Raw genomic sequence first — 23,151 nt, 5'->3', positions numbered from 1 at the left:
ACGGTCATGAAATCACTATTTAAACCTTGGCTGTTGGCAGTGCTTTGCATCAACGTCTTGTCGATATTTGCAGTACCGACTGCGCAGGCGCATGGCGAAAAAGCCCTGGAGCCGTTCATTCGCATGCGCACCATCCAGTGGTACGACGTGCAATGGTCCACACAAACATTCAACGTCAACGATGAAGTCAGCGTCAGCGGCAAGTTTCATGTCGCCGAAGACTGGCCGATCAGCGTGCCGAAACCGGAAGCCAGCTTCTTGAATATCTCCACCCCAGGACCGGTGCTGATTCGTACTGAGCGCTACCTGAACGGTAAGCCTTGGACCAACTCGGTATCGCTGGAGCCGGGCGGCGACTACGAGTTCAAGGTGGTCATGAAAGGCCGTTTGCCGGGGCGTTATCACATTCACCCGTTTTTTAATTTAAAAGACGCAGGTCAGGTGATGGGGCCGGGCGTGTGGCTGGAAATCGGCGGCGATCCCGGCGATTTCAGCAATACCATTCAAACCATCAACGGTGAATTGATCGACATGGAAAGCTTCGGCTTTGCCAATGGTGTGTTTTGGCATCTGTTCTGGGGCGCATTGGCGGCTGCCTGGCTGTTGTGGTGGGTACGTCGGCCATTGTTCATCAGCCGTTACCGCATGCTGGATGCCGGTTTGGAACATGAACTGATCACCGATCAGGACAAACTGATCGCTAAGGCGGTGCTAGTCGGTGTGCCGGTATTGGTGTTGGCGCTAAATGCCGTCACCGCCAACCAGTATCCGGACGCCATCCCATTACAGGCAGGCTTGGATCGGATTTTACCTTTACCGGCGCAAGTCAATGCCGGGATGGTTAATGTCGACACGCTAAAAGCGGAATACAACGTGGCTCAGCGTGCCATGCTGTTCCAGCTCAGCGTCGACAATCGCAGCCAAGGGGCCGTCAGGATAGGCGAATTTTCCAGCTCTAACGTGCATTTCATGAATGCCGACTTGGCCGATGTTAGGAACATGCCCGGCAAGGGTGACGTCAGCAATAACGGCCTGACTCTGGATAACAATGCACCTATCGAGCCTGGCGAACAACGCACCGTCACGATTGAAGTGCGCGACGCCGCCTGGGAGTCGGAAAAGCTGGATGGACTGATCAAAGACGCGGATAGCCGAGTGGGTGGTTTGCTGTTTCTTTACGACGACGTGATGGGGAAACGCTATATCTCCAGCATTTCCGCCGCCGTCATTCCCAAATTCAATTAATTCAGGAGAAAAATCATGGCTACCACGACAGAACACGTGCGCTTAAGCACCGAAAACCCCAAAACCTTGCCTTGGTATTTGATCGACTTACCCAAATATTTAAAGGGCTTTGGCTTTTTAACCGTTATGTACATCAGTTTACGATTGTATCAGGGCGCTTTTGCCATAGCGCACGGTTTGGATTCCACGGAACCGGCGTTCGAACAATACTGGATGCGGTTGTTTTATATCGAACTGGCGGTGATTGCCGCCGTCGCCAGCGGCTTCTGGGGGTACTTATGGACCACCCGCGACCGGAACCTGGATCAATTGGCCCCCAAGGAAGAAATCCGCCGCTATTTCACCTTGACGATGTGGATCAGCATCTACACCTTTGCCGTGTACTGGGCCGGCAGTTATTTTGCCGAACAGGACAACTCCTGGCACCAGGTGGCGATCCGCGATACGCCGTTTACCGCTAATCACATCATCGAGTTTTATTTCAACTTCCCGCTGTATGTGATCTTGGGCGGCTGTGCCTGGCTATACGCCAGAACCCGCTTGCCCTTGTATGCCAAAGGCATCTCGCTGCCATTGACCTTGGCGGTATTCGGGCCCTTCATGATTCTGGTCAGCGTCGGTTTCAACGAGTGGGGACATACCTTCTGGTTTAGAGAAGAATTCTTCGCCGCGCCGATTCATTGGGGCTTTGTGATCGGGGTTTGGTTTGCGTTGGGCGTCGGGGGCATTTTGTTACAAGGCGTGACTCGGCTGATCGAGTTACTCGATCGGATTCCGGACGCCGAATAACACTATTTTTCTCTACATCTACACGACCATGTTTCAGCCAAAGTCCGATGTCATCATGCCCAAGAGTCGTTCCGATTCAGTTCACTATGCCTGGGTAGTTCTCGCGGTTACGTTTCTGTGCTTGTTTGTTGCATCGGCACTGCGCTCCGTTCCAGGGATCATCATGCTGTCCCTGGAACAGGAGTTTGCCTGGAACCGGGAAACCATTAGCGGCGCGATTTCACTCAATCTGCTGTTATTCGGCCTTGCAGGGCCATTTTTAGGCCGATTGATGGATGTCTACGGCGCTAAACGGATCAGTGTTATCACGTTGATTTTGTCGGTAGCAGGCGCCGGTGGCAGCGTTTTTATGCAGGAATCCTGGCAACTGTATGTGTTTTGGGGATTGCTGATTGGCGCGGGTTCGGGCGGCACTTCGATGATTATGGGGTCGGCATTGATCAATCGCTGGTTCCATAAACACCGGGGGTTGGCATTAGGCATATTGGGGGCCGCCTTCTCCTCCGGCCAGTTGGTGTTCACCCCGCTGCTCATGCAAATCAATGTTCATGAAGGCTGGCGAGCGGCGACGCTGTTTATCGCCGTAGGCTTAGGCCTGGTGGCCTTACCTTTGGTCCTGAAATTGTTGAGAGACGATCCCGTATCAAAAGGCTTGTTGCCTTATGGTGACCATGGCGTTCATGGAACAGTACTTAAGCCCGATCGACATCCCATGCGATCGGCCATGAGCAGTCCGCAATTCTGGCTGTTGGCTTCGAGTTTTGGCATTTGCGGATTAACCACCTCCGGATTGTTTCAAACCCATTTGATTCCGCACGGCATCGAACACGGCTTTACCGAAATGACCATGGCCATGTCCTTAGGGGTCATGGGCGCGGCCGATGTGTTCGGCACTATTTTATCCGGCTGGTTATGCGACCGGTACGGCAAGCGCTGGCCGCTGGCGTTCTATTATGTCGTCAGAGGCGCGACGCTGATCGTTCTGCCCAGCATAGCTACCACCGGACAGTTGATGCTGTTCTCGATTATTTACGGCATGAATTGGTTGTCCACTATTCCGGCAACCTCGGCCTTGACAGCGGATTTATTCGGGAAACAAAACGTTGGCGTGGTGTTCGGCTGGATCTGTTTTGCCCATCAAATCGGGGCGGCCATTGCCGCCTACAGTGCAGGGTACGTCCATAGTCTGATGGGCGACTACCACCTGGCTTTTGTGGCGTCCGGCCTGTTTGCTTTTGTCGCAACCGGCATCGTTGTTTTTATTAAAGAACCCGGCGGCTAAAAATGAAAATATTGCTGACATAGGCTCAAATGAGGTGACTGGCAGCAAGGCTCGTAACAAGACGCTCAAGTGCTGTTGCGATTTCCCGCCGGCGGTCGGTGTTTCTTGTAAGCGAGCGTTTAAAACGATGGTGGAGAGGCGGGGACGGGTTAGATGGGGCAATGCGAGCGGATCGGACGGTGCCATCGTTTGAGGGTGGCGGGCGGCCAACCCTCGAATGCAAATAGCCCGGAAAGCCGCCCGTCTGGGCTGATTTCCGGGCGAGGCGGTTTTATTCTCTGACCCGAATCAAGTCGTGGCAACCTTTGCACGACGCGCCGAGTTTACCGAATTGCGCTTTGATATCCGCAACATCGCCGTCGTCGGCGACCTTTTGCAATTCGTTGGCTTCCTTAATAAAAGTGGCTTCCAGTTCTTTGACTTCCGCTTGTTTTTGAAAATATTCCGGCTTTAGACGGGTGGGTTTCCAGCCGGTGCCTTGATCGGTGCCGGGGCCGTACAACTGGTCTAGGATGCCGGAATTGGCGGCGGCCGCGATGGCGTTGGCGGCGGCTATCACTTGGTCCTTGTTGAAGGTTTCCGGGTGATCGACGGCCTGAGCCTTGATTTTCGCGGTGTTCCAGCCCAGGAAGGAATAGGCGGATTGGCGGAAACGGATTTGTTCTTCTATCGGCCCGGCCAGTGCCGCCGTGGTGACGGCGCTCAGCGCCAGTGCGATAGTCAGTTGGGATTTCATGCGTTGCTCCTATGGGTGATAAAAACTCGGTGTGGGGTTTCGTTCGGTGAAGCCGGGCCTGCGCCTCAGCGGCCGCCGGCTTGCGCCGACCGCACGCTGGCCAACGGCGGCAAATAGCGCAAGGGGTCGCCGCCCCAGACGCTCCAGACCACCGTCGCGGCGATCAGCAAACTGGCGGTCAGCCGCAAGACGCCGGCCGGACGTGCGTCGGCCGGGGCCAGCGAGCGGGGCAGGCGCTTCTTGCCGGTCAGCATCGGCACGACCAGATCGGCCTTTTTGACGCGTTGGTAAAACGCAATGGCCGCGATGTGGGCGCCGACTAAAAACAGCAGGACGTTAACGCTACGGATATGCCAGCCGCTGAGTTTGTCGCTGAAATCCTTGTCGATCAGATCGAACAGCGGGCCTTCGAAAGCGATGTCGTCGTTGGCGAACAAACCGGTACCGACCAGCACCGCCAACACCGTCAGCAACGCGAACACCGCCAGCGCGCCGGCCGGATTGTGACCGACGCCTTGCCAGTCGCCCCGGACGTAAGCCAGCAGGCGGGACAGCGTCGGGAAAAAGTTGACGAAGCGGGCGTGGGTATTGCCGACAAAGCCCCACAGCAGGCGGAACACCACCAGGCCGAGGGTCAGGCTGCCGAAGCGGCCGTGCCAGTCGGTCCATTCGCCGCCGGCCTTGCCGGTCAAATAGGCACCGGTGACCGCCAATACCAACAGCCAATGAAACAGCCGTAATGGCCAATCCCAGACATGTACTTCCACTTTCACGGTAACCTCCGCGCGTTAGCTGTCGCGTAAATAAGCGTTGAAGAAGGCGACAGTGCGGTCCCAGGCCAGTTTGGCGGTACCGGCGTCGTAGCGCGGCGGCGTGTCGTTGTTGAAGCCGTGCTGGACGCCGGCATAGGTGTGGGCTTCGTAATTGGTGCCGGCTTTTTGCAGGGCCGCTTCGAAGGCCGGCCAACCGGCGTTGATGCGGTCGTCGACGCCCGCGTAATGAATCAGCAAGGCGCCCTTGATCTTGGCGACATCCTCGGCCGGCGGCTGGGCGCCGTAGAACGGCACGCCGGCGGCCAAGTCGGGCAGGTGGGTCGCCAGGAAGTTGACGATGCCGCCGCCGTAACAAAACCCGACCGCGCCGAGCTTGCCGTTGCCGCCCGGCAGCTTTTTCAGGGCTTGCGCGGCGGCCAGAAAATCGTTTTGGGTTTTGGCTTTGTCCAGTTTCTGGAACAGTTCCCTGGCCTTGTCTTCGTCGCCCGGATAGCCGCCCAGTGTGAACAGTGCGTCGGGCGCGAAGGCAATGAAGTTTTCCAGCGCCAGCCGGCGGGCGATGTCTTCGATATGCGGGTTCAGCCCGCGATTTTCGTGAATCACCAACACGACCGGCAGTTTGCCCTTGGCGTTGGCCGGTTGCGCCAGATAGCCGCGCACCTTGCCGTTGCCCTGCGGCGACGGATATTCCAGGTAACTGGTTTTGATGCGCGGATCGTTGCCGGCCACCTGCTGAGCCAGGGCGAAGCGCGGGTTCAGCGCATCCAGCAAGGCCTCGGCGGTCAGGCCGAGCAGCGCGTATTTGGGGACCGAGGACAGGAACTCGCGGCGGGAAATATCGCCGTGTACGTATTCGTCGAATTTTTTCAAGGCTTCCGGGTGGAAGTCGTTGGCGGTTTGGCGCGCCATGCAGCGTCTCCTAAAAACAAAAGCCATCCCGGCGCCGGCCCAGTGTCGTTAAGTTAAGCCGTTCGTGGTGAGCTTGTCGAACCATGAACGGCTTAACCATTCGCCCTTCGACAAGCTCAGGACGAACGGTCAAACGGCATTAGGGGCTGGCCGGGGTGGGAGGTACGGTTATTGGGGAGCGGTCAGTACCGCCAGTTTGGTGACGCCGGCCCGTTCGATCGCGGCCATTACCTTGGCGACGATGCCGTATTGCACGCCGTCGTCGGCATTCAGGTTCAGCGCCAGTTCCGGATCGGCGGCCTTGCGGTTTTTCAATTCGGTTTCGACCGCATCGACCGCGTATTCCTGTTTATCGATGAAGACTTTGCCGGTGGCGTCCACGCTCAGGTAGACGGCGGCTTTTTCCTCGGGCGGCGCGGTTTCGGTGGTCTTGGGCAGATTCACGTGGACCGCGTTGGTCAACAGCGGGGCGGTGACGATGAACACCACCAGCAGCACCAGCATCACGTCCACCAGCGGGGTGACGTTGATTTCACCCATCACGTCGTCGTCGCCGCCGTTGTCTTTGGTATTGATGGCCATCAGGCGTGCGCCTCCTTCGCGATTAAGTCTTCATGAGCGGCATCGCGGGTTTTTTTGCCGCCGCCGATTTCAGTCAGTTTGGCGGGCTTCGCGGCGCTGGCGCGCTCGATGACGAAGGCGTTTTTCAGGGCCAGATGCACGAAGTCGATCGCGAAGTCGTCCAGGAAGGCCCAGATCACTTTATTGCGGCGAATGAAGAAGTTGTAGCCGACCACCGCCGGTACCGCGACCGCGATACCGACCGCCGTGGCCACCAAGGCCTCGCCGATCGGGCCGGCGACCACTTCCAGACTGGCCGAGCCGCTTTTGCTGATGTTGGTCAGCGCGCCCATGATGCCCCACACCGTACCGAACAGTCCGACGAACGGCGAGATGCTGCCGATGGTGGCCAGCACGGCCAGGCCGCTTTCCAGCGAGCCGCGTTCTTTTTGCATTTGCTGGCGCAGACGCCGATCCAGCAACTCCTGACGATCCCAGGTATGTTCCAAGTCGTGGGTCGAGGCGCCGCTGTCGGTTTCGATCAAGGTCGAAAAGCCGATGCCCGCCACGCGGGCCGCCGGACCTTGCTGGTCCTGCAATTGGGCGGCGGCCTGAATGTCCGGTGCGCCCCAGAAGCGCTTGCTGAAATTGCGGTTATGGTAGGAAATCCGGATGTGCTGGATGCCCTTGATCAGGATCAGCGCCCAGGTGATCGCGGAAGCGCCGATCAGAGTGTTTAGTGTGCCGTCGACGATGACGGAGGTGGCGATATCGGACATGAAGTACCTCAAGATAAGTTAAAAGTAATCGGAACGGTCACGTAGCCGGCGACCGGCGTCTCGCCGCGCTTGGCCGGTACGAAGGACCATTTGGAAACGGTTTTGACCGCCGCGTCGTCCAGTACCGCTTGGCCGCTGGATTTGACGACGCTGACGCTATCCGGCTTGCCGTTGGGTTGAACGTGGACCTTCATCAGCACTTTGCCTTCCCAACCGCGCTCCTGAGCGATTTCCGGGTATTCGGGCGGCGGGTTGTTCAGGTAATCGGCGCCGGCCGTCGGCGGCGTGATTTTTCCTCGACCACCGGCGCCGGCGGTGCCGGTGGGGCGGGCGTCGGCGCGGCGTCGACGATCGGCGCCGGCGTTGGATCGGGTACCGGCGCTTGCTCGACGACCGGCTTCAACACCGGCTTGGGTTTTTCCTTGGGCGGCTTGAGCGGCACGACCTTGGGCTTGGGCGGCGGCGCTTGCACGATCGGCGGCGGCACCACCGGGCGCGGCCGGCTCAAGGTAATTTGCACCTTGGGTTCCGGTTTGGGCGATTCCACGAAATCCTGCTCCAGCGACGCGCCGCGAAATTGGTCCATCGCCGCGCTGTGAATCAGCACCGACAGCACGCCCAGCAAGACATAGTCGAACCATTTGTGGTCGCTGCTCGCGCTACGGTATTGAAAGCCTTGCAAAGCGCCGGCCAGCGGATTCAGCGCCAGCTCGCCGGCCGCCGCGCCGGTTGGCTCCAGCGGTAACAAACCGCCGGCCTGCCAGTTCGACCCGGCCGCGAGCGGCTGGAAATGGTGGCGTGTCGCGAAAAGATTGCTCATGTCGATATTCCTCGTTCATCGGTACGCATTGCTGTGAAAGTCGGCGCGGGGCTGGGTTCTCTGGCGGAGACCTTGCCGGTACCCGACTCGCCGGGTGTCAGCTCGATCGACGCGGTGTGTATCACTCGCCACCGCATCGGCGCGGATTTCGGCCGACTTCGCAACGACTTTCGCACGAGGCGTGCCAGCTTGCGCGAATCGCCGCCGAGAGGACGGGTTTTGTTCGGCGGGTTTGGCGACAAGATATTGATTGTTAATGGATACTTTATCCTTGGCCGCCGCCGCGCCCACGGGATCGGGCGACGCGGTGGCGCGTATCGCGGCTGGGTTCGGTGCTGAACAGGCACCAGATTTTGGGTCTTTCTGTTTGTAGGGTGTTGCTGGATCAACAGTTGTTCGGATCGGGGCTGTTTGACCGAATGAGGCTGGGTCGGTCGCGAATTTAAGCGCCCGGCGCGGGACAGGTTTGGTCGCCGCTAAAGCGCCGCCCATCTGAAAATGTCGGAAATATGCCCGCCAAGCGGTATTGCCCAATCGTCCGCTATTTAGCTAAAACACAAATTCGCTCGCGGGAGCGGCTTCAGCCGCGACTGAGGCCGGCCGGCGTTGGGCAAGGACTTAAAGCACCTCGCGCGCGGCAAGCCAAACATGGGCAACGCATCGGTCCGCCATCCCCGCGCTGTAAGCTATTTATCTGTAAATTCGATTTAATTTTCGAAAATTAACGTTTTATTCGCTATATGACCGGCTTGTATATTGATCCCGGAACAAGAATCACCGTTTCGCGGGTTTCGAACTGTTGCTCGAAAGTGCCGCGAAATTGGTACCGAGGCTTGCGCGAAGGCGCGATTCGGACGACTTGTGAACTATTTGATATGCGATGCAACGCTAGCCGGAATCCGGGGGACTTATGACTTTATTGGCTTTTGACGAACAACAATCGCGCTCGCTGGCCTTGTCGGTCCGGGCTAGCGCGTTGGTCTTCGAAGACCCGGTGTCGCGGCGCTTGCTGGAACAAATCGAACGGATCGCGCCCAGCGACGCCACGGTATTGATCATCGGCGAAACCGGCACCGGCAAGGAGCTGGTGGCCCGGCATATCCACGCCTTGAGCAAACGCCACCGGGAAACCTTCGGCGCGTTGAATTGCGCGGCCTTGAGCGAAAACCTGATCGAGAGCGAATTGTTCGGCCACGAGCGCGGCTCGTTTACCGGCGCGCTGTCCACCAAGTTGGGCTGGTTCGAGACCGCCAACAAAGGTAGCTTGTTTCTGGACGAAGTCGGCGACTTGCCGCTGGGTTTGCAAGCCAAATTGCTTAGGGTCCTGCAGGAACGGGAAGTGGTCAAGGTCGGCTCGCGCCATCCGGTGCCAGTGGACGTACGCATCATCGCCGCCACTAACGTCAATCTGGAAGACGCGGTCGCCGCCCAGCATTTTCGGGCGGACCTTTATTACCGCTTCAACGTGGCTGCGATCCAGTTGGCGCCGCTGCGGGAAAGGCCGGGCGATATCTTGCCGCTGACTGAACATTTCCTGAAAATCTACGCCGACCGCCTGGGCTACGGCGACGTCAAACTGACGCCGGCCGCCGAGGTCGCGCTGTTGAATTACGACTGGCCCGGCAATATCCGCGAACTGGAAAACGCCGTGCACAGAGCCTTGTTGGTGTGCCCAGGCAATCGGCTGCGGCCGGAGGATTTCAAGTTGTCGGGTGTTCGGGTGTCTGAACAGAGCCCGTCGATTTCGACGGTGTCGTTGGAAAACGCGCTGCAGCGATTGTTCGATCAAACCCCGCCCAAGTTATTTGAAATCATCGAGGAAACCGTGATTCGCTCGGCTTTCGAATACTGCGAGCGGAATCAGGTGCAAACCGCCAAAATGCTGGATATCAGCCGCAACGTGCTGCGCCACAAATTGGGCTTGTACGGCATGCTGGCCGCCAGCCGTCGGGTCAGCGAGCAGGAAGTCGCTTAAGTCATTTTCCCCGGTTCGACGCCGGTGGCGAGCCCGTACATCCCGGACCGATCAACTTCAAAGGTGTTGGCTGGCGCGTTGACTTCCGGCGTGCGGGTCTACGGTTGAGAGTATGTCGGTCGGCATTTTGCGCGGCAGGTCGGGCCTAGATAACACAATCAGAAGCGCGGCGACGATGACGGCATATCGGCGGTGGAGAGCTATTTGGACGATCCGCACGGCGCTTGGGTTTGAGCGCAGGCCGGCGGTGGTGGAGGGCCTCGGTCGGTGGGCAGTCGCTCAGCACGTGCTGCCGATACGGCAGCAGGCGGCGGGTCAGCGGCTGCGGTCGTCGAGATCCGCGTAGAGAGTGTCCACCAGCGTCTTAAACCAACGCGGGCGAAACAGCGATACGTACAAACCGATCGAACTGGCGATCGGAATCGGGCCGATGCTGAAGACCATGAACAGGATGAAGACCAGCGCGCATTTGATCCGGGCCGAGGTGGATGGGGTCATCGGCGTTCTCCGCAGTGGTCGACGTGACCGGGACACTACGCCGGACGCCAGCGAATAGCAAGCGGCGCTTGGTTTCAGACCTCGGCCCACATTCTGAGCAGGTTGTGGTAACAGCCGGTCAGATTGACGGCGGGCGCGGTATCGCCGCGGGTGGCGCGCAGTTCCAGGATGGCCATATCCATCTCGAACAGCAAGCGGCGCTTTTCGGTCTCGCGCACCATGCTTTCTATCCAGAAGAAACTGGCAATACGCGCGCCGCGAGTTACCGGTTCGACCCGGTGCAGGCTGGAGCCGGGGTATAGCACCATGTCGCCGGCGGCCAGTTTCACGGTGTGTCGGCCGTAAGTATCTTCGATGACCAGTTCGCCGCCGTCGTAACTGTCCGGATCGGTCAAAAACAGCGTGGCCGACAAGTCGGTGCGCACCCGTTGGCCGGTGACCGGACAATGGCGGATCGCATTGTCGATGTGGTCGCCGAAGGTATTGCGCTCGCCGGCGTAGCGGTTGAACAGCGGCGGGAAAATTTGCTTGGGCAGGGCCGCCGACAGAAACAGCGGGCTTTGGTTGAGAGCGTCCCGCACGATGGTCCGCAGCGCCTGGCTTTGCGGACTTTGTTCCGGTAGCTGATCGTTGTTTTTAACTTGAGCCGATTGGCTGCCGGCGGTAATCCGGCCGTCGGTCCACGGCGCGTCGGCCAACAGTTCTCGGCATTGTTGCAAGGCCTGGGCCGACAGCACTTCCGGAATTTCGATCAGCATCGCTTAGCCGCCTATCGCTTGCAGGATAAAAAACGTCGCGAGGGTTAACGAGCCGAAACCCAGCCCGGCGGCGGCCAAGCGGCTGCCGTGCAGGCGGGTCCACAGCAGCGTGCCAGTCACGCTCAGCAAGATCAGGCCGCCGGCCAAGGTATCGATCAACAATACCCAACCGACCCCCATGCCGGTACCTTTGTGCAGATTGTTCAAGGTTTGCAACAGGTTCGCGTCGCTTTGCTTGACGGTGACGAAGGCGTTGCCTTCCCAATAGTCCGCCGACAACAGGTGCTGTGGGTTGCGGATGTTGATTTGCCAGGACGCCGGTTGTTGAACCGGCTGATCTTGCCAAATCAGGGTTCGGGCCGGTTCGCGGCGGATTCGGGCGTGGCGGGTGTCCACGCTCAAGGTTTGCCCCAACCACGCGGCCAGCGCCTTCGGGTCGGCGGGGCGGGGATCGGGCAGCGCCAACTGGATTTCCCGAGGCTCCATGCGGCCGATCGGAATTTTCATCACGTCGCGGTGGTTCAGCAGGATGCCGGTAAAGCCGAACAATAGCCCCAGCGAGGCGCCCCACAGGCCGAACCAGGCGTGGGTGCGGCGCAGCCATTTTAAAAAGCGCCGCGCGAGAGCGAGTGGGGCAGGAATAAATAGCCGCCGTTCGGCTTATGTTGCGGGCGGCGAGCTGGCGTTGCGGTGGTGTCGGCGGTGGTATTCATGGGCGGGTCGTCGTTAAATTGGAAAGGTTTGCGGATGCCGCCGCCGAACTCGGTGCTTGAGCATTCGGGGCGGCAATCCGTCGTATCTTGCGCCAGTCGGGCTGAATTAATACTTAAAACCGACCGTCAATTGTCCGGATACCGGCGTGCCGGGTAAGGCCGAGTTGGTTTGACCGGATTCGTAATAGACCGTATCCGTCAGGTTAAACACGTTGAGCTGCACGTCGTAATGCTTTTGATGGTAGGCGACCACGGCATCCAGGCGAGCGTATCCGGGTAAAACCGCTTCGTTGACCGAGTCTGCGTAGCGGTGGCTGGCGTAATAGACACCGCCGCCGATTTCCCAGTTGTCGGTCAGGTGGTAGGTGGTCCAGGCCACGCCGCTGTGTTCCGGGACGTTCGTCGCGGTCATGCCCTCATAGGATTTCACTTGGCCGCTGACCGAGCCGGTGGCGGTGGTGTTGGATTTGATGATTTTCGCATCCAAATAGGCGTAGGTCAGCGACACGTCCCATTTCGGCAGGATTTCGCCGGCCAGGCCGGCTTCGAAGCCGTCGGTACGCTGTTCGCCGGCCAGGACTTGTAAAGTCGAGTCGACCGGAGATGTAGTGCGGGCGTTGGACTTTTCCAGTCGGAACAGCGCGGCGGTGGCCGACAGCTTGCCGTCGAACAAATCGAATTTGGCGCCGATCTCGTAATTGTTGTTCTGCTCGGGCGGCAGGTTGGCATTGTTGGCCGCCAGGCTCAGGCTTTCCGCCGACGGGTTGAAGGATTTGCCGTAGCTGAAATAGTAAGACTGCCAGCCAGTCGGTTGCCACAACAGGCCGCCACGCGGGCTGAATTGACTATCGCTACGGCTAAAATCCAGCGGGCCGATTTTATCGTCCTGCTGGGCTTCAAAAACATCGTAACGGGTGCCGCCCAGCAATTTGATTTCCGGGGTGATGTCGAATTGATCCAGCACGTAGCCAGCGTAGGTTTGAGTATGCGTCAGCCGGTTGGTCGCCAGGGTTCCGCTGAAATCGACCGCCGTCAGCGGCGTACTGGCCGTCAATATTGGGTCGAAAATCGAGATTGGAAACGTGGTTGTGGTGCCGTTGGCGCGCGTCGAGTTTTTCGACTTGAAATCGTATTCCTCCCAGCCGAATTCGCTGCCGAACATCAGAATATTGTTATGACCGAACAGCGGTTTTTTGTAGACGAAGTCGGTCTGGTTGTAAACGTTCTCTTGCGTGTTGAGGCGCAAGGCTTGAGTGCGGTTTATCGTCGGCGCCGCGCCGGCCGAGGCATTGCCGTTATACAGGTGCGTCAGATAGTTGCGCTCGTAATCGCCGTAGCGGACGGTGTTTTTGACCGAAAAATCGCTGGAAAAACGATGAGTCAGCGCCACGGTGGCCACATTGACATCGGTGTCCAACATTCGGTTGTTTATGAAGCCGTAATAGGTGTTGACCGGAACGCCGGCCGGACGGCCTTTGTACATCGGCACGCCGTAGTCGAAAACGCCGTCTTCCTGTTGATGGAGCAAATTCAAGGTCAGGTCGGTATCGGCGCTGATGTCCCATTTGAAGGACGGCGCGATGCCCCAGCGGTTGCTGTAGTTGTAGTCGCGGTAGGAATCGGCGTCCTGATACATCACGTTCAAGCGCGCGGCCAGGTCTTGATACTTGGTTTCGGCGTCGATCGCGGTCCGCTTGAAGTCGTACAAACCATAGGTGAAGCTGCCGCTGACGCCGGTCTTGCCGGTCGGTTTCTTGAACACCTGATTGATCACGCCGCCGGTGGCGCCCGGCCGAACAAGATCGACGAAGCGCCTTTCAGCACTTCGGCGCGCTCGATGAAAAAGGTATCGCGGTTGTATTGGCCGTTGTCTTTCACGCCGTCCAAATATTGGTCGGAATTGGCGGCGAAGCCGCGCAGCGTGATCGAGTCGCCGGTGCGGCCGCCTTCGCCGGCGGCGATCGTCAAACCGCTGACGTTGCGTAGCGCGTCGCGCAAGTTAAAGGCGTTCTGCGATTCGATCAATTCTTTCTTGACGACGCTGATCGATTGCGGAATGTCGCGGATCGCCATTTCGGTTTTGCTGCCGGTGGTCGAGGTATCGGCCTTGAAGCGGCTCGTCGGTTTGTCGCGTCCGGCTTTGACCTTGACGTCGTCGAGGACGATTTCCTGCTCGCTATCGGCGGTCTGGCCGGCAGGCGGTTCGGCTAGCGCCATGCCGCTCAAGGCCGCGCCAAGTGGCAACAAGGCGCCCAGTCGCCATTTGGCGGCACTGGGCTGGTTTCGGTTTGGATGAGTATCGGGCATAAGTTCCTCTGCAATTGGCATCAAAGTGGTTGGCTGCCTGGCGAGGAACGCTGGGTGGCTAGAGTATTCGCGGCCCGAATCGGCGTATCGTCTCAAGGTCGGTCCGGGCAAAACTTTCATCGCAATTTCACCCGAGAACATCGGAAATCAATTGCTTTCAAATAATAACGATTCTCATTTTATGGGGTTTTCCCGGCTTGTCAACCGACTTAGGCAGGTGCCTTCCGGGCTAATACGACGGCTGGAATACGGCGAATGAGCTTGGCGGGGGAGGTCAAAGCGTCCTTGACCGGATCCCTGTCAACTGTATTGGGGGTCGTGTTTGGGTTGACCAAAACCGTAACATTCCGAGTGTTTTTCCCTATTCCCAAGGGATTTTTCCACATCGAACGTCGAATATCGCCAACCTGAGTAATGGCTATTCTTTCAGCGGACTGGCTTCGCACTTTGCGAGCCGCAACGGCATTGCTTATTGAACGCGAATAGACCGTTTCATTAGAGGAGGCAAAAAAATGTCTTTACGTCTTAAATGAGAATAATTATTATCTAGTCAACTTCTCAAATTGCCCTGTCACCGTGAAAAGATTTTTCTCATTTTTCAGCAAGACGGAAAGCGTCAAGCTCGCGATAGCGCCAGATGTGTTGGCGGTATTGGTGGAGAAGGGCGAATTGCACGCTACCGATTTCCGCTGTCTGGATTTGGGCTCGAAACAAATCGTCTGGAAGATGTTTTTATCGCTGGCGGTCGCCAAACTTTGCGACCGGCAAACCCGCCACATCTGATTTTTATCAAACCCGAGGAACGACCGATGAGCAAGAAACCCTGTAATCACGAATACCTGGCCGCCACCGAATTCGGCAAGGCGCAAATTTGCCGGGAATGCGGCGTCGTACACTTGCACGTGCAGAATTTGACAATGCGCTTCGAAGTCGCCGATTTTCTTGGATTGGCCGATACGCTGGCCGATGCAGCAATCCAGGCTAGAACCGGCGGAGACAAGGATAAGGCCAAGCTCTCGGCATTTACCGTCGTCAAATCAAGCCAGCGCTTGAATTAGGCCTGGCTGATGCGCTACCACCCGCAAGCGTTGATCGTCGCGGCCTTGTCCGCGGCAATCGGCTCCAGCTTCGTCGTTAACATTCTGTTCCCGGAAACCCGCGCGAAGATCCTTGCCGCATTGGCTAGCGATGCCGCGCCCATTGTCTGGCTGGCCTTGCTGTCCGCGCTGATTGCATTGGTGTTTTTCGTGAAAGCCAACAAATCCATCATAGACAAGGTCTTGAGCGGCCGGGCGACGCCAGCCGAAGTCTGGCGTTCGTTCGTCAAGCCCGGCGCCACCCAATTCCGCAAGCGCGATTAGATTATCCCGGCGGACCTCGCCCGCCGGAATTGCTGCCTACCAGTTATAACGCAAACCCGCCAACACGTTGCGGCGGTCGCCGTAGTAGCATGAGCCTTCGCCGCAAGTCGCGACGTACTCGCGGTCGAACAAATTGCTGATATTCACGCCCAGCCGGGCGCCGCGCAGGCGGCGGTCCAGTTTGCCCAATTCGTAATGCACAGAAGCGTCGATCAGCGTGTATGACGGCGCTTTTTGGCTGTTGCTCAAATCACCGTAATTGCTGCCGGTATAGCGCACGCCGCCGCCCAGGCCCAATCCTGCCAGCGCACCGCTCGGCTGGGTGTAATCCAGCCATAGCGAGCCTTGAGTTTCCGGCGTGTAGCTAAGTTTCTTGCCGAGTTGGTTGGCCTCGTTGGTTTTGGTGACTTGGCTTTCGATCAGCGCCAAGGCCGCCGTAACGTCCAGGCCCATCTCCAAGCGGGCCTTGCCTTCCAGCTCGATGCCGCGCGAACGCGCCGCGCCGGTCTGGATGCTGAAGCCGACGTGCGCCGGGTCTGGGTCCGGCGTCACCACGTTTTGCTGGGTCAACTCGAATGCGGCCAGCGTAATCAAGGCGTTGACGCCGGGCGGTTGGTATTTGACGCCGATTTCGAATTGCTGACCGGTGGTGGGTTTGAACGGCGTGCCGGCGAAGGTGCTGCCGGCGGTGGGCTCGAAAGACTCGGAATAATTGAAGTAGGGGGCGACGCCGCTGTCGAACAAATAGCTTAGACCGGTGCGGTAGGTAAACGCGGCGTCGTCCTGGCGGGCGCCGGAGTAGCGGGGTTTGGCGTAATCGATGCGATCAGTATCAGAATCGTAATAGTCGGTGCGCAAACTGGTGTTGCTGGCCCAGTCGTAGCGTACCCCTATCGTCGCGATCCATTGCTTCCATTGGATTTGGTCCTGGCCGTACAAGCCGATCTGGTCCTGCTGCTGGTTGACCAAGGTCTCGATTTGCGGCGCGGTAAACGGCTGGCCGTACACCGGGCTGTACATATCCAGGTCGCTGGGAGAACCGAAACCGCGCTGGCGGTCGCCATTGATTTGGCGAAAATCCAAACCCAACAACGCCGTATGCCGCACATCGCCGATGGCGAAATCGGCTTGCGCGTGGTTGTCCAGGGTGAAAGTTCCGGCCTGGTCGCGGTACAGCCCCGCCAGCCGGCTGACCGTGCGGTAATCGACCGGCACGCTGTCGTTGTCGGTGACAAAACCCAGCGCAAACGTCACCGGATAGTCGCTTTTGACGTCGGCGTAGCGCAGATTTTGCCGCACGGCCCAGTGTCGATTGAAGCGGTGTTCGAAGGCATAACCGACCGCGAATTGCTCGCGCCGGTAGTGGTCGAAACCGGGCTCGCCGAGGAAGGTGCCGGTCGGCAGTCGGCCGTTGGGATTGCCGGCTACGCTGCCTTGGTAAGGCAGAAACTGCATGGTGTTGCCGGCGTCGTCTTTTTGATAATGGCTCAGAAAAGTCAACGAGGTGTTGGCGTCTGGCTGCCAAGTAAAACTGGGCGCGACGAAATAGCGGTCGTCCTTGCTGAAATCGACCTGGCTGTCGCTGCCGCGGCCAGCGCAGTCAAGCGGTATAAAAATTGGCCTTGATCGTCGAGCGGACCGCTGAAATCCAATGCTCCCTGCACCCGGCCGAAGCTGCCGCCCAACATTTGCAGTTCGTGAAACGGCTGCGCGGTCGGCCGTTTGCTGACCATATTGATCAAACCGCCCGGCGGATTTTGGCCGTACAACACCGATGCCGGCCCGCGCAGCACTTCGATGCGTTCCAGGCTGTAGGGGTCTATGCGCAGATTGGCGTAGTTGGCTCCGGCCAGCCGGGTACCGTCCAAATATTGCGGGGCGTCGAAGCCGCGCAGATTGAAATAATCGTCGCGGGTGCTGGGCCCGAACATGCCGGTCAACAAGCCCGGCGTATACGCCACCGCTTGGGTGATGTTCTGCGCGGCGCGGGCCGTGAATTCGGCATTGTCGATCACGCTGATCGCCTGCGGCGTTTCGACCAGCGGCGTATCGGTTTTCGAACCGGCCGTACTGCGCTTGGCGACGTAACCGTTATCCGCCTCGGTTTCCGCTTGCGCTTTAACTTCAATGGCCGGCAGGGTCGTGTCGCTATCGGTATCGGCGGCGTATACGCCGGGTTGACTGTGTAAAAAAGGAGCGTCGCGGCAACTGCCGGCGCGGCACCGTGTGCTTTGGTCAATGACATGGCTTGCTTCACCTTTGGTCGATTTAATAGGTTAGGCTGCCTGGCACGCGGCTGGGTGGCGGTGGCTTGTTGTTACATCGTTTTATTTTCTGTTATTTATGGCTGGATGCTAAACCGCGCCGGGTTTTCTGCTTCCCGGTCGTGGTTCGCAAGCTTACCGTCAGCGCATGTTATCACCAGAGGCAGGGTGGTCAAAATTGTTCACCATTTAAATCCAGTGGGCTCAAAAATCGTGTCCCTCCAGACTTTCCGTCGAAGGTATTCGCTTAGCCATATTCACACAATGTCGATTTTAGTTTCACCGGCTTTTGATGACATGCGTCGTCGGATCGGAAGGGAAGAACCGTAGCGCGGTATTATTGTTGGAACCCGGCTGCTTGGAAATCGATGCCCAGTTCCGGCTTGCCGGGCCGATGGTCGGGAAGCCGGGCGGGGTTGGTGCAATGGCGCTGAATCTTGCTTTGTAAGCGATTGGAAAATCCAAGGCTGCCCGTGTGGGAACGGCTTCCGTCGCGGCGAAAGCCCCTCCTACGGCCGGTATTGTTCTGCGTCGGGGCGAATTACGGTTGGTGGTCGCTAAGACGCGGAATACACCGGAAACCGCTTGCACAAAGCCGAGACTTTTTCCCGCACCGAGGCAATCACGCTGTCGTCTTCCAGGTTGTCCATCACGTCGCACATCCATTGGGCGATTTCGCGGACTTCGGCTTCCTTGAAGCCGCGGGTGGTTGGGGCCGGGGTGCCAACGCGGATGCCGCTGGTGACGAACGGCGATTGCGGGTCGTTGGGTACCGCGTTTTTGTTGACGGTAATGTGGGCGCGGCCCAGCGCGGCGTCGGCGGCTTTGCCGGTAATGCCCTTGGGGATCAGCGACACCAGCATCAAATGGTTGTCGGTGCCCCCGGATACCACGTCGTAGCCGCGTTCGATAAACACCGCAGCCATGACGCGGGCGTTTTTGACCACTTGTTCCTGATAGGCTTTGAATTCCGGCGTCAAGGCTTCCTTGAAGGCCACGGCTTTGGCGGCGATGACGTGCATCAGCGGGCCGCCCTGAATGCCGGGGAAAATGTTGGAGTTGAGTTTTTTCTCCAGTTCCGGATTGGATTTGCACAAAATCAAACCGCCGCGCGGGCCGCGCAACGATTTATGGGTGGTGCTGGTGACCACGTCGGCGATCGGTACCGGATTGGGATACAGGCCGGCGGCGACCAGGCCGGCGACATGAGCCATGTCCACCACCAAGTACGCACCAACCTTGTCGGCGATGTCGCGGAAACGCTGCCAGTCCCAGATACGGGAATACGCCGAGAAGCCTGCGATGATCATTTTCGGCTTGTGTTCCAAGGCCAGGGCTTCGACTTGCTCATAGTCGATTTCGCCGGTGGCTGGGTTTAGGCCGTATTGAATCGCGTTGTAGATCTTGCCGGAAAAATTGGGTTTGGCGCCGTGGGTCAAATGGCCGCCGTCGGCCAGACTCAAGCCCAGGATGGTGTCGCCGGGTTGCACCAAGGACATGAAGACCGCCATATTGGCTTGCGAACCGGAGTGCGGCTGGACGTTGGCGTAATCGGCGCCGAACAAGGCCTTGGCGCGGTCTATGGCCAGTTGCTCGACGACGTCGACATATTCGCAGCCGCCGTAATAGCGTTTTTCCGGATAACCTTCGGCGTACTTGTTGGTCAGCAAGGTGCCTTGAGCCTCCAGCACCCGTGGGCTGGCGTAGTTCTCGGAAGCGATCAATTCGATGTGGTCTTCCTGGCGGCGGCGTTCGTTTGCGATTGCCTGGTTCAGCTCGTCGTCAAAGCCGGCAATGGTCATCGATGCGTTAAACATGGTTTTCTCCTAATCAGGTTCGAGTTATTCGTTGGGATGCAGCAGCAGGATTTGCAGGTCCGCCACATTGGTGCCGGTAGCACCGGTAATCAGCAAATCGTCGGCCGCTTGCAGCGCGGGGTATGAGTCATTATCGGCTAGCCGTGCCGCCGGGTCGAGACCCGCCGCGCGAATTCTGGTCAAGGTGCCGCCGTCGACGATGGCGCCTGCGGCATCGGTCGGGCCGTCGCGGCCGTCGCTGCCGCCGCTCAACAGCGTCCAGCCGGCTGCCAGACCGATACGCTCGGCGCTAATCGCGAACGCCAGCGCCAGTTCCTGGTTGCGGCCGCCCTTGCCGCTGCCTTGCAAGGTGACCGTGGTTTCGCCGCCGGCGATCAGCGCGGTCGGTTGGCGGATTTCCGTCATCATGGCTTTAGCTTTCAATGCCCATTGCTCGGCGACGGCGCTGGCTTCTCCGCACAATTGCGTGCTGTAAAGCTGGGTTCGATAGCCCAGTTCCGCGGCTCTCTGCATTGCCGCGTTCACGCTGATTGTGTTGCCGCCGATCAAGGCGTGGCTGGTGCGAATAAACAGTGGGTCGCCGCTTTTCGGGGTTTTCGGGTGCAAGCCTTGCGCGCCTTGTCGTAAATGGTTTTGGACCGCGAGCGGTATTTGCCGGCCGATGCCGAACGAGTCCAGGATTGCAATCGCATCGGCATAGGTGCTGTCGTCGGGGACGGTCGGGCCGCTGGCGATCGCGCTCAAATCGTCGCCCAGCACATCGGAGAGTATCAAGGCATGCAAGTCGGCCGGCGCGGCGAGTCTGGCTAGGCCGCCGCCCTTGAGTCTGGAAAGATGTTTGCGCACGCAATTGATTTGGCGGATGTCGGCGCCGCAGGCCAATAGCGCTTGAGTGGTGGTGATTTTGTCGGCCAGCGTAAGCGATTCGGCCGGGTAGGGTAGCAAGGCAGAGCCGCCGCCGGACACCATGACCAGCACCAGTTCGCCGGCCTGGGCTTGGGCCAGTCGTCCGGCGACGGTTTTGGCCGCATGCAGGCCCGACGCGTCCGGTAATGGATGGCCGGCACCGAACACCTGGCAGTTTTTCACCAGATCGACGTTATCGTAGTTGGTGACAACGATGCCTTTCTCGGCCAGCCAGGCGTGGGGGATGATTTCCTGGGCGGCATCGGTCATCGCGCAGGCGGCTTTACCGAAGCCGATCAAATGAATGTGCCGCCAATTGCCGCTACGCAGACCTAAGAATAAGCGCTCGCCGTCGGTTTGCAGATGGCGCTGAATCGCTAGCCGGGGATCGGCGGCGATCACGCCGGCCTGAAAAATTTCGGAGGCTTGCGCGCGAAAGCGGTTGGCAAGAGCCGGCATGGGCTGGCGGCGCCTGCTTACGCCATCGCTTTGGCGAGGTCGAAAATAATTTCGGCGTCGAAGACCTGTTTGTTGCTTTCGAATAGTTTGGCGATGCAAGCGCGGTGCAACGCCAGTTTCAAGGTGCCGAAGCCGATGGCGCCCCAGATGATCTTGCCGTGGCGCAATTCGCCTCGGTCCATGACTTCGGTGCCGCCGATACCGACCGGCGGGGTGGCGTTGGCGTCGGCGAGGATTTCCAGGTGCGGATTGTCTTGCCAATGCTCGGGCTTGAGCAGTTCGACGCCGGCCGCGCCGGTGGCCAGCACGATATTCGCATCCTTGACCGCCTCGGCGCGGGCGTCCAGGTCGGCAGCCTCGACCGGCGTCAGGTCAACGTCGAAACGCTCCTTCATCGCGAAGCAGGCTTTTTCGGCGTTGAAAATATGCCGGGAGGTAATCGATACTTGCGCGCCTTCCAGAGCCATCATCGCCGCCGCACGTTGGCCGACCGGGCCGGTGCCGGCCAGAACGACAGCTTTCTTGCCTTTCAGGCTGCCGCTACTGGCGATTTTGGCCACAGCCGCCGCCGCCGTGGTGTTGCTGCCGTTGCTGTCCAGCATCACCGATACCTGAAAGCCGGGGAAAAAGTGCTGTTGCACGGCCGCCAACAAGTTCTGTCCCGCTTCCATATTGCTGCCGCCGATGAAAATCGCGGTGTATTTTTTGTCTTTAGGGGCGCGGGTAAAAATGCAGCCGTCCACCAAGGCGCCGACGTTTTCCGGGGTGAGGCCGCCGTGGCCGATGACATGATCGGCGCCGCCGTCGTATGCGACAACGGTATCGAAAACGGAGGGATGGGTATCGGTATCGAATTGAAATAACAACTTTTTCATTAACCTGCCTGTGTATCGGGAATGAGAGACGCGGCGCGGCGCGGAATCCGGCGGGCCATTATACAGAAAGTTGGCGGTGCCGCTCGAAAACGGCGACGGCGGCTAGGGGCGGGGAATTGCAGTTGTTTGCCCAAATACTTTATGTCATATTGAAAAGTCGAAAGTCGCCCTCCGGCGCGTGGATGACAGTCTAATAATAACGAGGACCGCGGATGAAAACCCCCATCGATATTGCCGTAACCGGGGCGGCAGGCCAAATCAGTTACTCTCTGTTGTTTCGGTTGGCGTCCGGCGAATTGCTGGGGCCGGAGCAACCCATCGTGTTGCGCTTGCTGGAAGTGCCTCAGGCCATGCAAACCTTGCAAGGTGTAGTCATGGAGCTGAACGACTGCGCCTATCCCTTGCTGCAAAAAATTGTCATGACCGACGATCCGAAGGTCGCGTTCGATAATATCGATTATGCGTTTCTGGTGGGCGCCAAACCGCGCGGTCCAGGCATGTTGCGCGCCGATCTGTTGAAGGACAATGCCGAGATTTTCCGCGTGCAGGGGAAGGCGCTTAACGAATACGCCAGTCGCCGCGTGAAAGTCTTGGTGACCGGCAATCCGGCCAATACCAACGCGCTGATCGCGATCAGCAATGCGCCGGACTTGGGGCCGGATTGCTTTACCGCGATGGCGATGCTGGATCATAAGCGAGCGATAGGGCAATTAGCCGAAAAGTGCGGTGTGATCAGCCGCGACATCAAAAACGTCATGGTCTGGGGCAATCATTCCTGCACGCAGTATCCGGATTTGCATCACGCCAAGGTCAAGGGGTTGGATGCGTTGTCGCTGGTGGAACGCGAGTGGTTTGTTAACGAGTTCATTCCGACCGTGCAACATCGCGGCACGGAAGTGATAAAAGTACGAGGTCAGTCCAGCGCGGCTTCCGCTGCACATGCGGCGATCGAACACATGCGGATTTGGGCGCACGGTACCGAGATTGACGACTGGGTCAGCATGGCGGTGGCCTCCGACGGCAGTTACGGTATCGAGGAAGGCTTGGTGTATTCGTTTCCGGTGACCGTCGCGGACGGCCGGATTAGCATCGTCAAGGCTCTTGATCTCAACGAATTTAGTTTGGAGCGCTTGCGCTTGAACGAAGCGGAGCTAAAAGAGGAGAGACAGGCTGTCAAACACTTGCTGTAAATTTGGAGTCGGCCGGGGCCGGCTTCCGATCCGGCCGGGCGGCCGCCCGCTGAAGGTGCCGCCATCCGTGGCGGCTTTTGTTAACGCGGTGTTCGGGTGGCGTGACCCTAGGCGCTACCGTTAACTGCAACGCC

At 58.7% G+C, this 23,151-nt stretch carries 25 protein-coding genes; 8 read left to right on the top strand and 17 right to left on the bottom strand.

From position 1 onward, the window contains the following. Nucleotides 1-6: 6 nt before the first annotated feature. The 3 genes from amoB to ACP4CD_RS06670 are packed head-to-tail and all read left to right on the top strand — an operon-like array spanning nt 7 to nt 3,316. Complete coding sequence (gene amoB, locus ACP4CD_RS06680) at nt 7-1,245, top strand: bacterial ammonia monooxygenase, subunit AmoB (RefSeq protein ID WP_426994015.1); 1,239 nt, start codon at nt 7-9, stop codon at nt 1,243-1,245. A gap of 15 nt (nt 1,246-1,260) precedes the next feature. After that, complete coding sequence (gene amoC, locus ACP4CD_RS06675; protein ID WP_426994014.1) at nt 1,261-2,034, top strand: bacterial ammonia monooxygenase, subunit AmoC; 774 nt, start codon at nt 1,261-1,263, stop codon at nt 2,032-2,034. A gap of 28 nt (nt 2,035-2,062) precedes the next feature. After that, a complete protein-coding gene (locus ACP4CD_RS06670; RefSeq protein ID WP_426994013.1) occupies nt 2,063-3,316 on the top strand; it encodes an MFS transporter in 1,254 nt (417 codons plus the stop codon). Nucleotides 3,317-3,587: 271 nt separating this feature from the next. On the opposite strand, the gene ACP4CD_RS06665 is transcribed toward ACP4CD_RS06670, so the two are convergent. The 7 genes from ACP4CD_RS06665 to ACP4CD_RS06635 form a co-directional block, all read right to left on the bottom strand. Further along, nucleotides 3,588-4,052: a c-type cytochrome gene (locus ACP4CD_RS06665; RefSeq protein WP_426994012.1), complete on the bottom strand. Its 465-nt coding sequence runs from the start codon at nt 4,050-4,052 to the stop codon at nt 3,588-3,590. Between the two features lie 65 nt (nt 4,053-4,117). After that, the gene (locus ACP4CD_RS06660) at nt 4,118-4,825 is read right to left on the bottom strand and encodes a cytochrome b/b6 domain-containing protein (protein WP_426994011.1); all 708 of its coding nucleotides are present in this window, start codon (nt 4,823-4,825) and stop codon (nt 4,118-4,120) included. A 15-nt stretch (nt 4,826-4,840) separates the two neighbouring features. Further along, nucleotides 4,841-5,734 carry a dienelactone hydrolase family protein gene (locus ACP4CD_RS06655; protein WP_426994010.1) on the bottom strand — a complete coding sequence of 298 codons (894 nt, stop codon included), beginning with the start codon at nt 5,732-5,734 and terminating at the stop codon, nt 4,841-4,843. A 168-nt stretch (nt 5,735-5,902) separates the two neighbouring features. Next, nucleotides 5,903-6,316 carry an ExbD/TolR family protein gene (locus ACP4CD_RS06650; protein WP_426994009.1) on the bottom strand — a complete coding sequence of 138 codons (414 nt, stop codon included), beginning with the start codon at nt 6,314-6,316 and terminating at the stop codon, nt 5,903-5,905. Then, complete coding sequence (locus tag ACP4CD_RS06645; protein ID WP_426994008.1) at nt 6,316-7,074, bottom strand: MotA/TolQ/ExbB proton channel family protein; 759 nt, start codon at nt 7,072-7,074, stop codon at nt 6,316-6,318. The genes ACP4CD_RS06650 and ACP4CD_RS06645 overlap by 1 nt, the downstream gene beginning before the upstream one ends. 8 nt (nt 7,075-7,082) lie before the next feature. After that, complete coding sequence (locus ACP4CD_RS06640) at nt 7,083-7,268, bottom strand: energy transducer TonB family protein (RefSeq protein ID WP_426994007.1); 186 nt, start codon at nt 7,266-7,268, stop codon at nt 7,083-7,085. Nucleotides 7,269-7,330: 62 nt separating this feature from the next. After that, nucleotides 7,331-7,894: a hypothetical protein gene (locus tag ACP4CD_RS06635; protein WP_426994006.1), complete on the bottom strand. Its 564-nt coding sequence runs from the start codon at nt 7,892-7,894 to the stop codon at nt 7,331-7,333. Nucleotides 7,895-8,804: 910 nt separating this feature from the next. On the opposite strand from ACP4CD_RS06635, the gene ACP4CD_RS06630 reads away from it, so the two are divergent. Beyond that, nucleotides 8,805-9,869 (top strand): sigma-54 interaction domain-containing protein, encoded by a 1,065-nt coding sequence (locus ACP4CD_RS06630; protein WP_426994005.1) that lies wholly within the window; start codon nt 8,805-8,807, stop codon nt 9,867-9,869. A gap of 315 nt (nt 9,870-10,184) precedes the next feature. Here ACP4CD_RS06630 and ACP4CD_RS06625 read toward each other — a convergent pair whose 3' ends face one another. From ACP4CD_RS06625 to ACP4CD_RS06605, 5 genes are all read right to left on the bottom strand, one after another. Continuing rightward, nucleotides 10,185-10,367: a hypothetical protein gene (locus ACP4CD_RS06625; RefSeq protein ID WP_064025595.1), complete on the bottom strand. Its 183-nt coding sequence runs from the start codon at nt 10,365-10,367 to the stop codon at nt 10,185-10,187. A gap of 74 nt (nt 10,368-10,441) precedes the next feature. Then, the gene (locus ACP4CD_RS06620) at nt 10,442-11,125 is read right to left on the bottom strand and encodes a Fe2+-dependent dioxygenase (RefSeq protein ID WP_281023080.1); all 684 of its coding nucleotides are present in this window, start codon (nt 11,123-11,125) and stop codon (nt 10,442-10,444) included. Nucleotides 11,126-11,128: 3 nt separating this feature from the next. Further along, on the bottom strand, nt 11,129-11,674 hold the full coding sequence (locus tag ACP4CD_RS06615) for a PepSY-associated TM helix domain-containing protein (protein ID WP_426994004.1): 546 nt from the start codon (nt 11,672-11,674) through the stop codon (nt 11,129-11,131). 270 nt (nt 11,675-11,944) lie between these two features. Next, nucleotides 11,945-13,612: a TonB-dependent receptor gene (locus tag ACP4CD_RS06610; protein ID WP_426994003.1), complete on the bottom strand. Its 1,668-nt coding sequence runs from the start codon at nt 13,610-13,612 to the stop codon at nt 11,945-11,947. Then, the gene (locus ACP4CD_RS06605) at nt 13,609-14,145 is read right to left on the bottom strand and encodes a TonB-dependent receptor plug domain-containing protein (RefSeq protein WP_426994002.1); all 537 of its coding nucleotides are present in this window, start codon (nt 14,143-14,145) and stop codon (nt 13,609-13,611) included. Before ACP4CD_RS06605 ends, ACP4CD_RS06610 begins: the two co-directional genes overlap by 4 nt. 576 nt (nt 14,146-14,721) lie before the next feature. Between ACP4CD_RS06605 and ACP4CD_RS06600 the strand changes: the two genes are divergently transcribed. Genes ACP4CD_RS06600 through ACP4CD_RS06590 form a run of 3 tightly spaced genes read left to right on the top strand, consistent with a single transcriptional unit; the run spans nt 14,722 to nt 15,506 of the window. Continuing rightward, nucleotides 14,722-14,928, top strand: coding sequence for a hypothetical protein (locus ACP4CD_RS06600; protein WP_426994001.1), 207 nt, complete (start codon nt 14,722-14,724; stop codon nt 14,926-14,928). Between the two features lie 26 nt (nt 14,929-14,954). Beyond that, nucleotides 14,955-15,203 carry a hypothetical protein gene (locus tag ACP4CD_RS06595; RefSeq protein ID WP_064025606.1) on the top strand — a complete coding sequence of 83 codons (249 nt, stop codon included), beginning with the start codon at nt 14,955-14,957 and terminating at the stop codon, nt 15,201-15,203. 9 nt (nt 15,204-15,212) lie between these two features. Beyond that, nucleotides 15,213-15,506 (top strand): hypothetical protein, encoded by a 294-nt coding sequence (locus ACP4CD_RS06590; RefSeq protein ID WP_281023083.1) that lies wholly within the window; start codon nt 15,213-15,215, stop codon nt 15,504-15,506. A gap of 36 nt (nt 15,507-15,542) precedes the next feature. On the opposite strand, the gene ACP4CD_RS06585 is transcribed toward ACP4CD_RS06590, so the two are convergent. The 5 genes from ACP4CD_RS06585 to ACP4CD_RS06565 form a co-directional block, all read right to left on the bottom strand. Further along, entirely contained in the window at nt 15,543-17,117 is a 1,575-nt protein-coding gene (locus ACP4CD_RS06585) for a TonB-dependent siderophore receptor (RefSeq protein ID WP_426994661.1), read from the bottom strand. Further along, nucleotides 17,003-17,521: a TonB-dependent receptor plug domain-containing protein gene (locus ACP4CD_RS06580; protein ID WP_426994000.1), complete on the bottom strand. Its 519-nt coding sequence runs from the start codon at nt 17,519-17,521 to the stop codon at nt 17,003-17,005. Before ACP4CD_RS06580 ends, ACP4CD_RS06585 begins: the two co-directional genes overlap by 115 nt. A gap of 806 nt (nt 17,522-18,327) precedes the next feature. After that, nucleotides 18,328-19,587: a serine hydroxymethyltransferase gene (glyA, locus tag ACP4CD_RS06575; RefSeq protein ID WP_281023085.1), complete on the bottom strand. Its 1,260-nt coding sequence runs from the start codon at nt 19,585-19,587 to the stop codon at nt 18,328-18,330. 24 nt (nt 19,588-19,611) lie between these two features. Continuing rightward, nucleotides 19,612-20,952 (bottom strand): glycerate kinase type-2 family protein, encoded by a 1,341-nt coding sequence (locus tag ACP4CD_RS06570; protein ID WP_426993999.1) that lies wholly within the window; start codon nt 20,950-20,952, stop codon nt 19,612-19,614. 17 nt (nt 20,953-20,969) lie between these two features. Next, nucleotides 20,970-21,827, bottom strand: coding sequence for an NADP-dependent methylenetetrahydromethanopterin/methylenetetrahydrofolate dehydrogenase (locus ACP4CD_RS06565; RefSeq protein ID WP_064025617.1), 858 nt, complete (start codon nt 21,825-21,827; stop codon nt 20,970-20,972). Nucleotides 21,828-22,039: 212 nt separating this feature from the next. Between ACP4CD_RS06565 and ACP4CD_RS06560 the strand changes: the two genes are divergently transcribed. Continuing rightward, nucleotides 22,040-23,017 (top strand): malate dehydrogenase, encoded by a 978-nt coding sequence (locus ACP4CD_RS06560; RefSeq protein WP_064025619.1) that lies wholly within the window; start codon nt 22,040-22,042, stop codon nt 23,015-23,017. Nucleotides 23,018-23,151 lie beyond the last annotated feature (134 nt).

The organism is Methylomonas stagni, from assembly GCF_050154735.1.
Classification (GTDB): Bacteria; Pseudomonadota; Gammaproteobacteria; order Methylococcales; family Methylomonadaceae; genus Methylomonas; species Methylomonas koyamae_A.
This window is presented reverse-complemented; position numbering and strand designations above follow the sequence as displayed.

Excerpts from the sequence above, each read along its gene's own strand:
- ACP4CD_RS06665 (WP_426994012.1), bottom strand. The coding sequence starts at position 4,052 with ATGAAATCCCAACTGACTATCGCACTGGCGCTGAGCGCCGTCACCACG.
- ACP4CD_RS06590 (WP_281023083.1), top strand. The coding sequence starts at position 15,213 with ATGCGCTACCACCCGCAAGCGTTGATCGTCGCGGCCTTGTCCGCGGCA.
- ACP4CD_RS06570 (WP_426993999.1), bottom strand. The coding sequence starts at position 20,952 with ATGCCGGCTCTTGCCAACCGCTTTCGCGCGCAAGCCTCCGAAATTTTT.
- ACP4CD_RS06630 (WP_426994005.1), top strand. The coding sequence starts at position 8,805 with ATGACTTTATTGGCTTTTGACGAACAACAATCGCGCTCGCTGGCCTTG.
- ACP4CD_RS06670 (WP_426994013.1), top strand. The coding sequence starts at position 2,063 with ATGTTTCAGCCAAAGTCCGATGTCATCATGCCCAAGAGTCGTTCCGAT.
- ACP4CD_RS06560 (WP_064025619.1), top strand. The coding sequence starts at position 22,040 with ATGAAAACCCCCATCGATATTGCCGTAACCGGGGCGGCAGGCCAAATC.
- ACP4CD_RS06650 (WP_426994009.1), bottom strand. The coding sequence starts at position 6,316 with ATGGCCATCAATACCAAAGACAACGGCGGCGACGACGACGTGATGGGT.
- ACP4CD_RS06645 (WP_426994008.1), bottom strand. The coding sequence starts at position 7,074 with ATGTCCGATATCGCCACCTCCGTCATCGTCGACGGCACACTAAACACT.
- amoC (WP_426994014.1), top strand. The coding sequence starts at position 1,261 with ATGGCTACCACGACAGAACACGTGCGCTTAAGCACCGAAAACCCCAAA.
- glyA (WP_281023085.1), bottom strand. The coding sequence starts at position 19,587 with ATGTTTAACGCATCGATGACCATTGCCGGCTTTGACGACGAGCTGAAC.
- ACP4CD_RS06655 (WP_426994010.1), bottom strand. The coding sequence starts at position 5,734 with ATGGCGCGCCAAACCGCCAACGACTTCCACCCGGAAGCCTTGAAAAAA.
- ACP4CD_RS06565 (WP_064025617.1), bottom strand. The coding sequence starts at position 21,827 with ATGAAAAAGTTGTTATTTCAATTCGATACCGATACCCATCCCTCCGTT.
- amoB (WP_426994015.1), top strand. The coding sequence starts at position 7 with ATGAAATCACTATTTAAACCTTGGCTGTTGGCAGTGCTTTGCATCAAC.
- ACP4CD_RS06605 (WP_426994002.1), bottom strand. The coding sequence starts at position 14,145 with ATGCCCGATACTCATCCAAACCGAAACCAGCCCAGTGCCGCCAAATGG.
- ACP4CD_RS06595 (WP_064025606.1), top strand. The coding sequence starts at position 14,955 with ATGAGCAAGAAACCCTGTAATCACGAATACCTGGCCGCCACCGAATTC.
- ACP4CD_RS06625 (WP_064025595.1), bottom strand. The coding sequence starts at position 10,367 with ATGACCCCATCCACCTCGGCCCGGATCAAATGCGCGCTGGTCTTCATC.
- ACP4CD_RS06635 (WP_426994006.1), bottom strand. The coding sequence starts at position 7,894 with ATGAGCAATCTTTTCGCGACACGCCACCATTTCCAGCCGCTCGCGGCC.
- ACP4CD_RS06640 (WP_426994007.1), bottom strand. The coding sequence starts at position 7,268 with ATGAAGGTCCACGTTCAACCCAACGGCAAGCCGGATAGCGTCAGCGTC.
- ACP4CD_RS06620 (WP_281023080.1), bottom strand. The coding sequence starts at position 11,125 with ATGCTGATCGAAATTCCGGAAGTGCTGTCGGCCCAGGCCTTGCAACAA.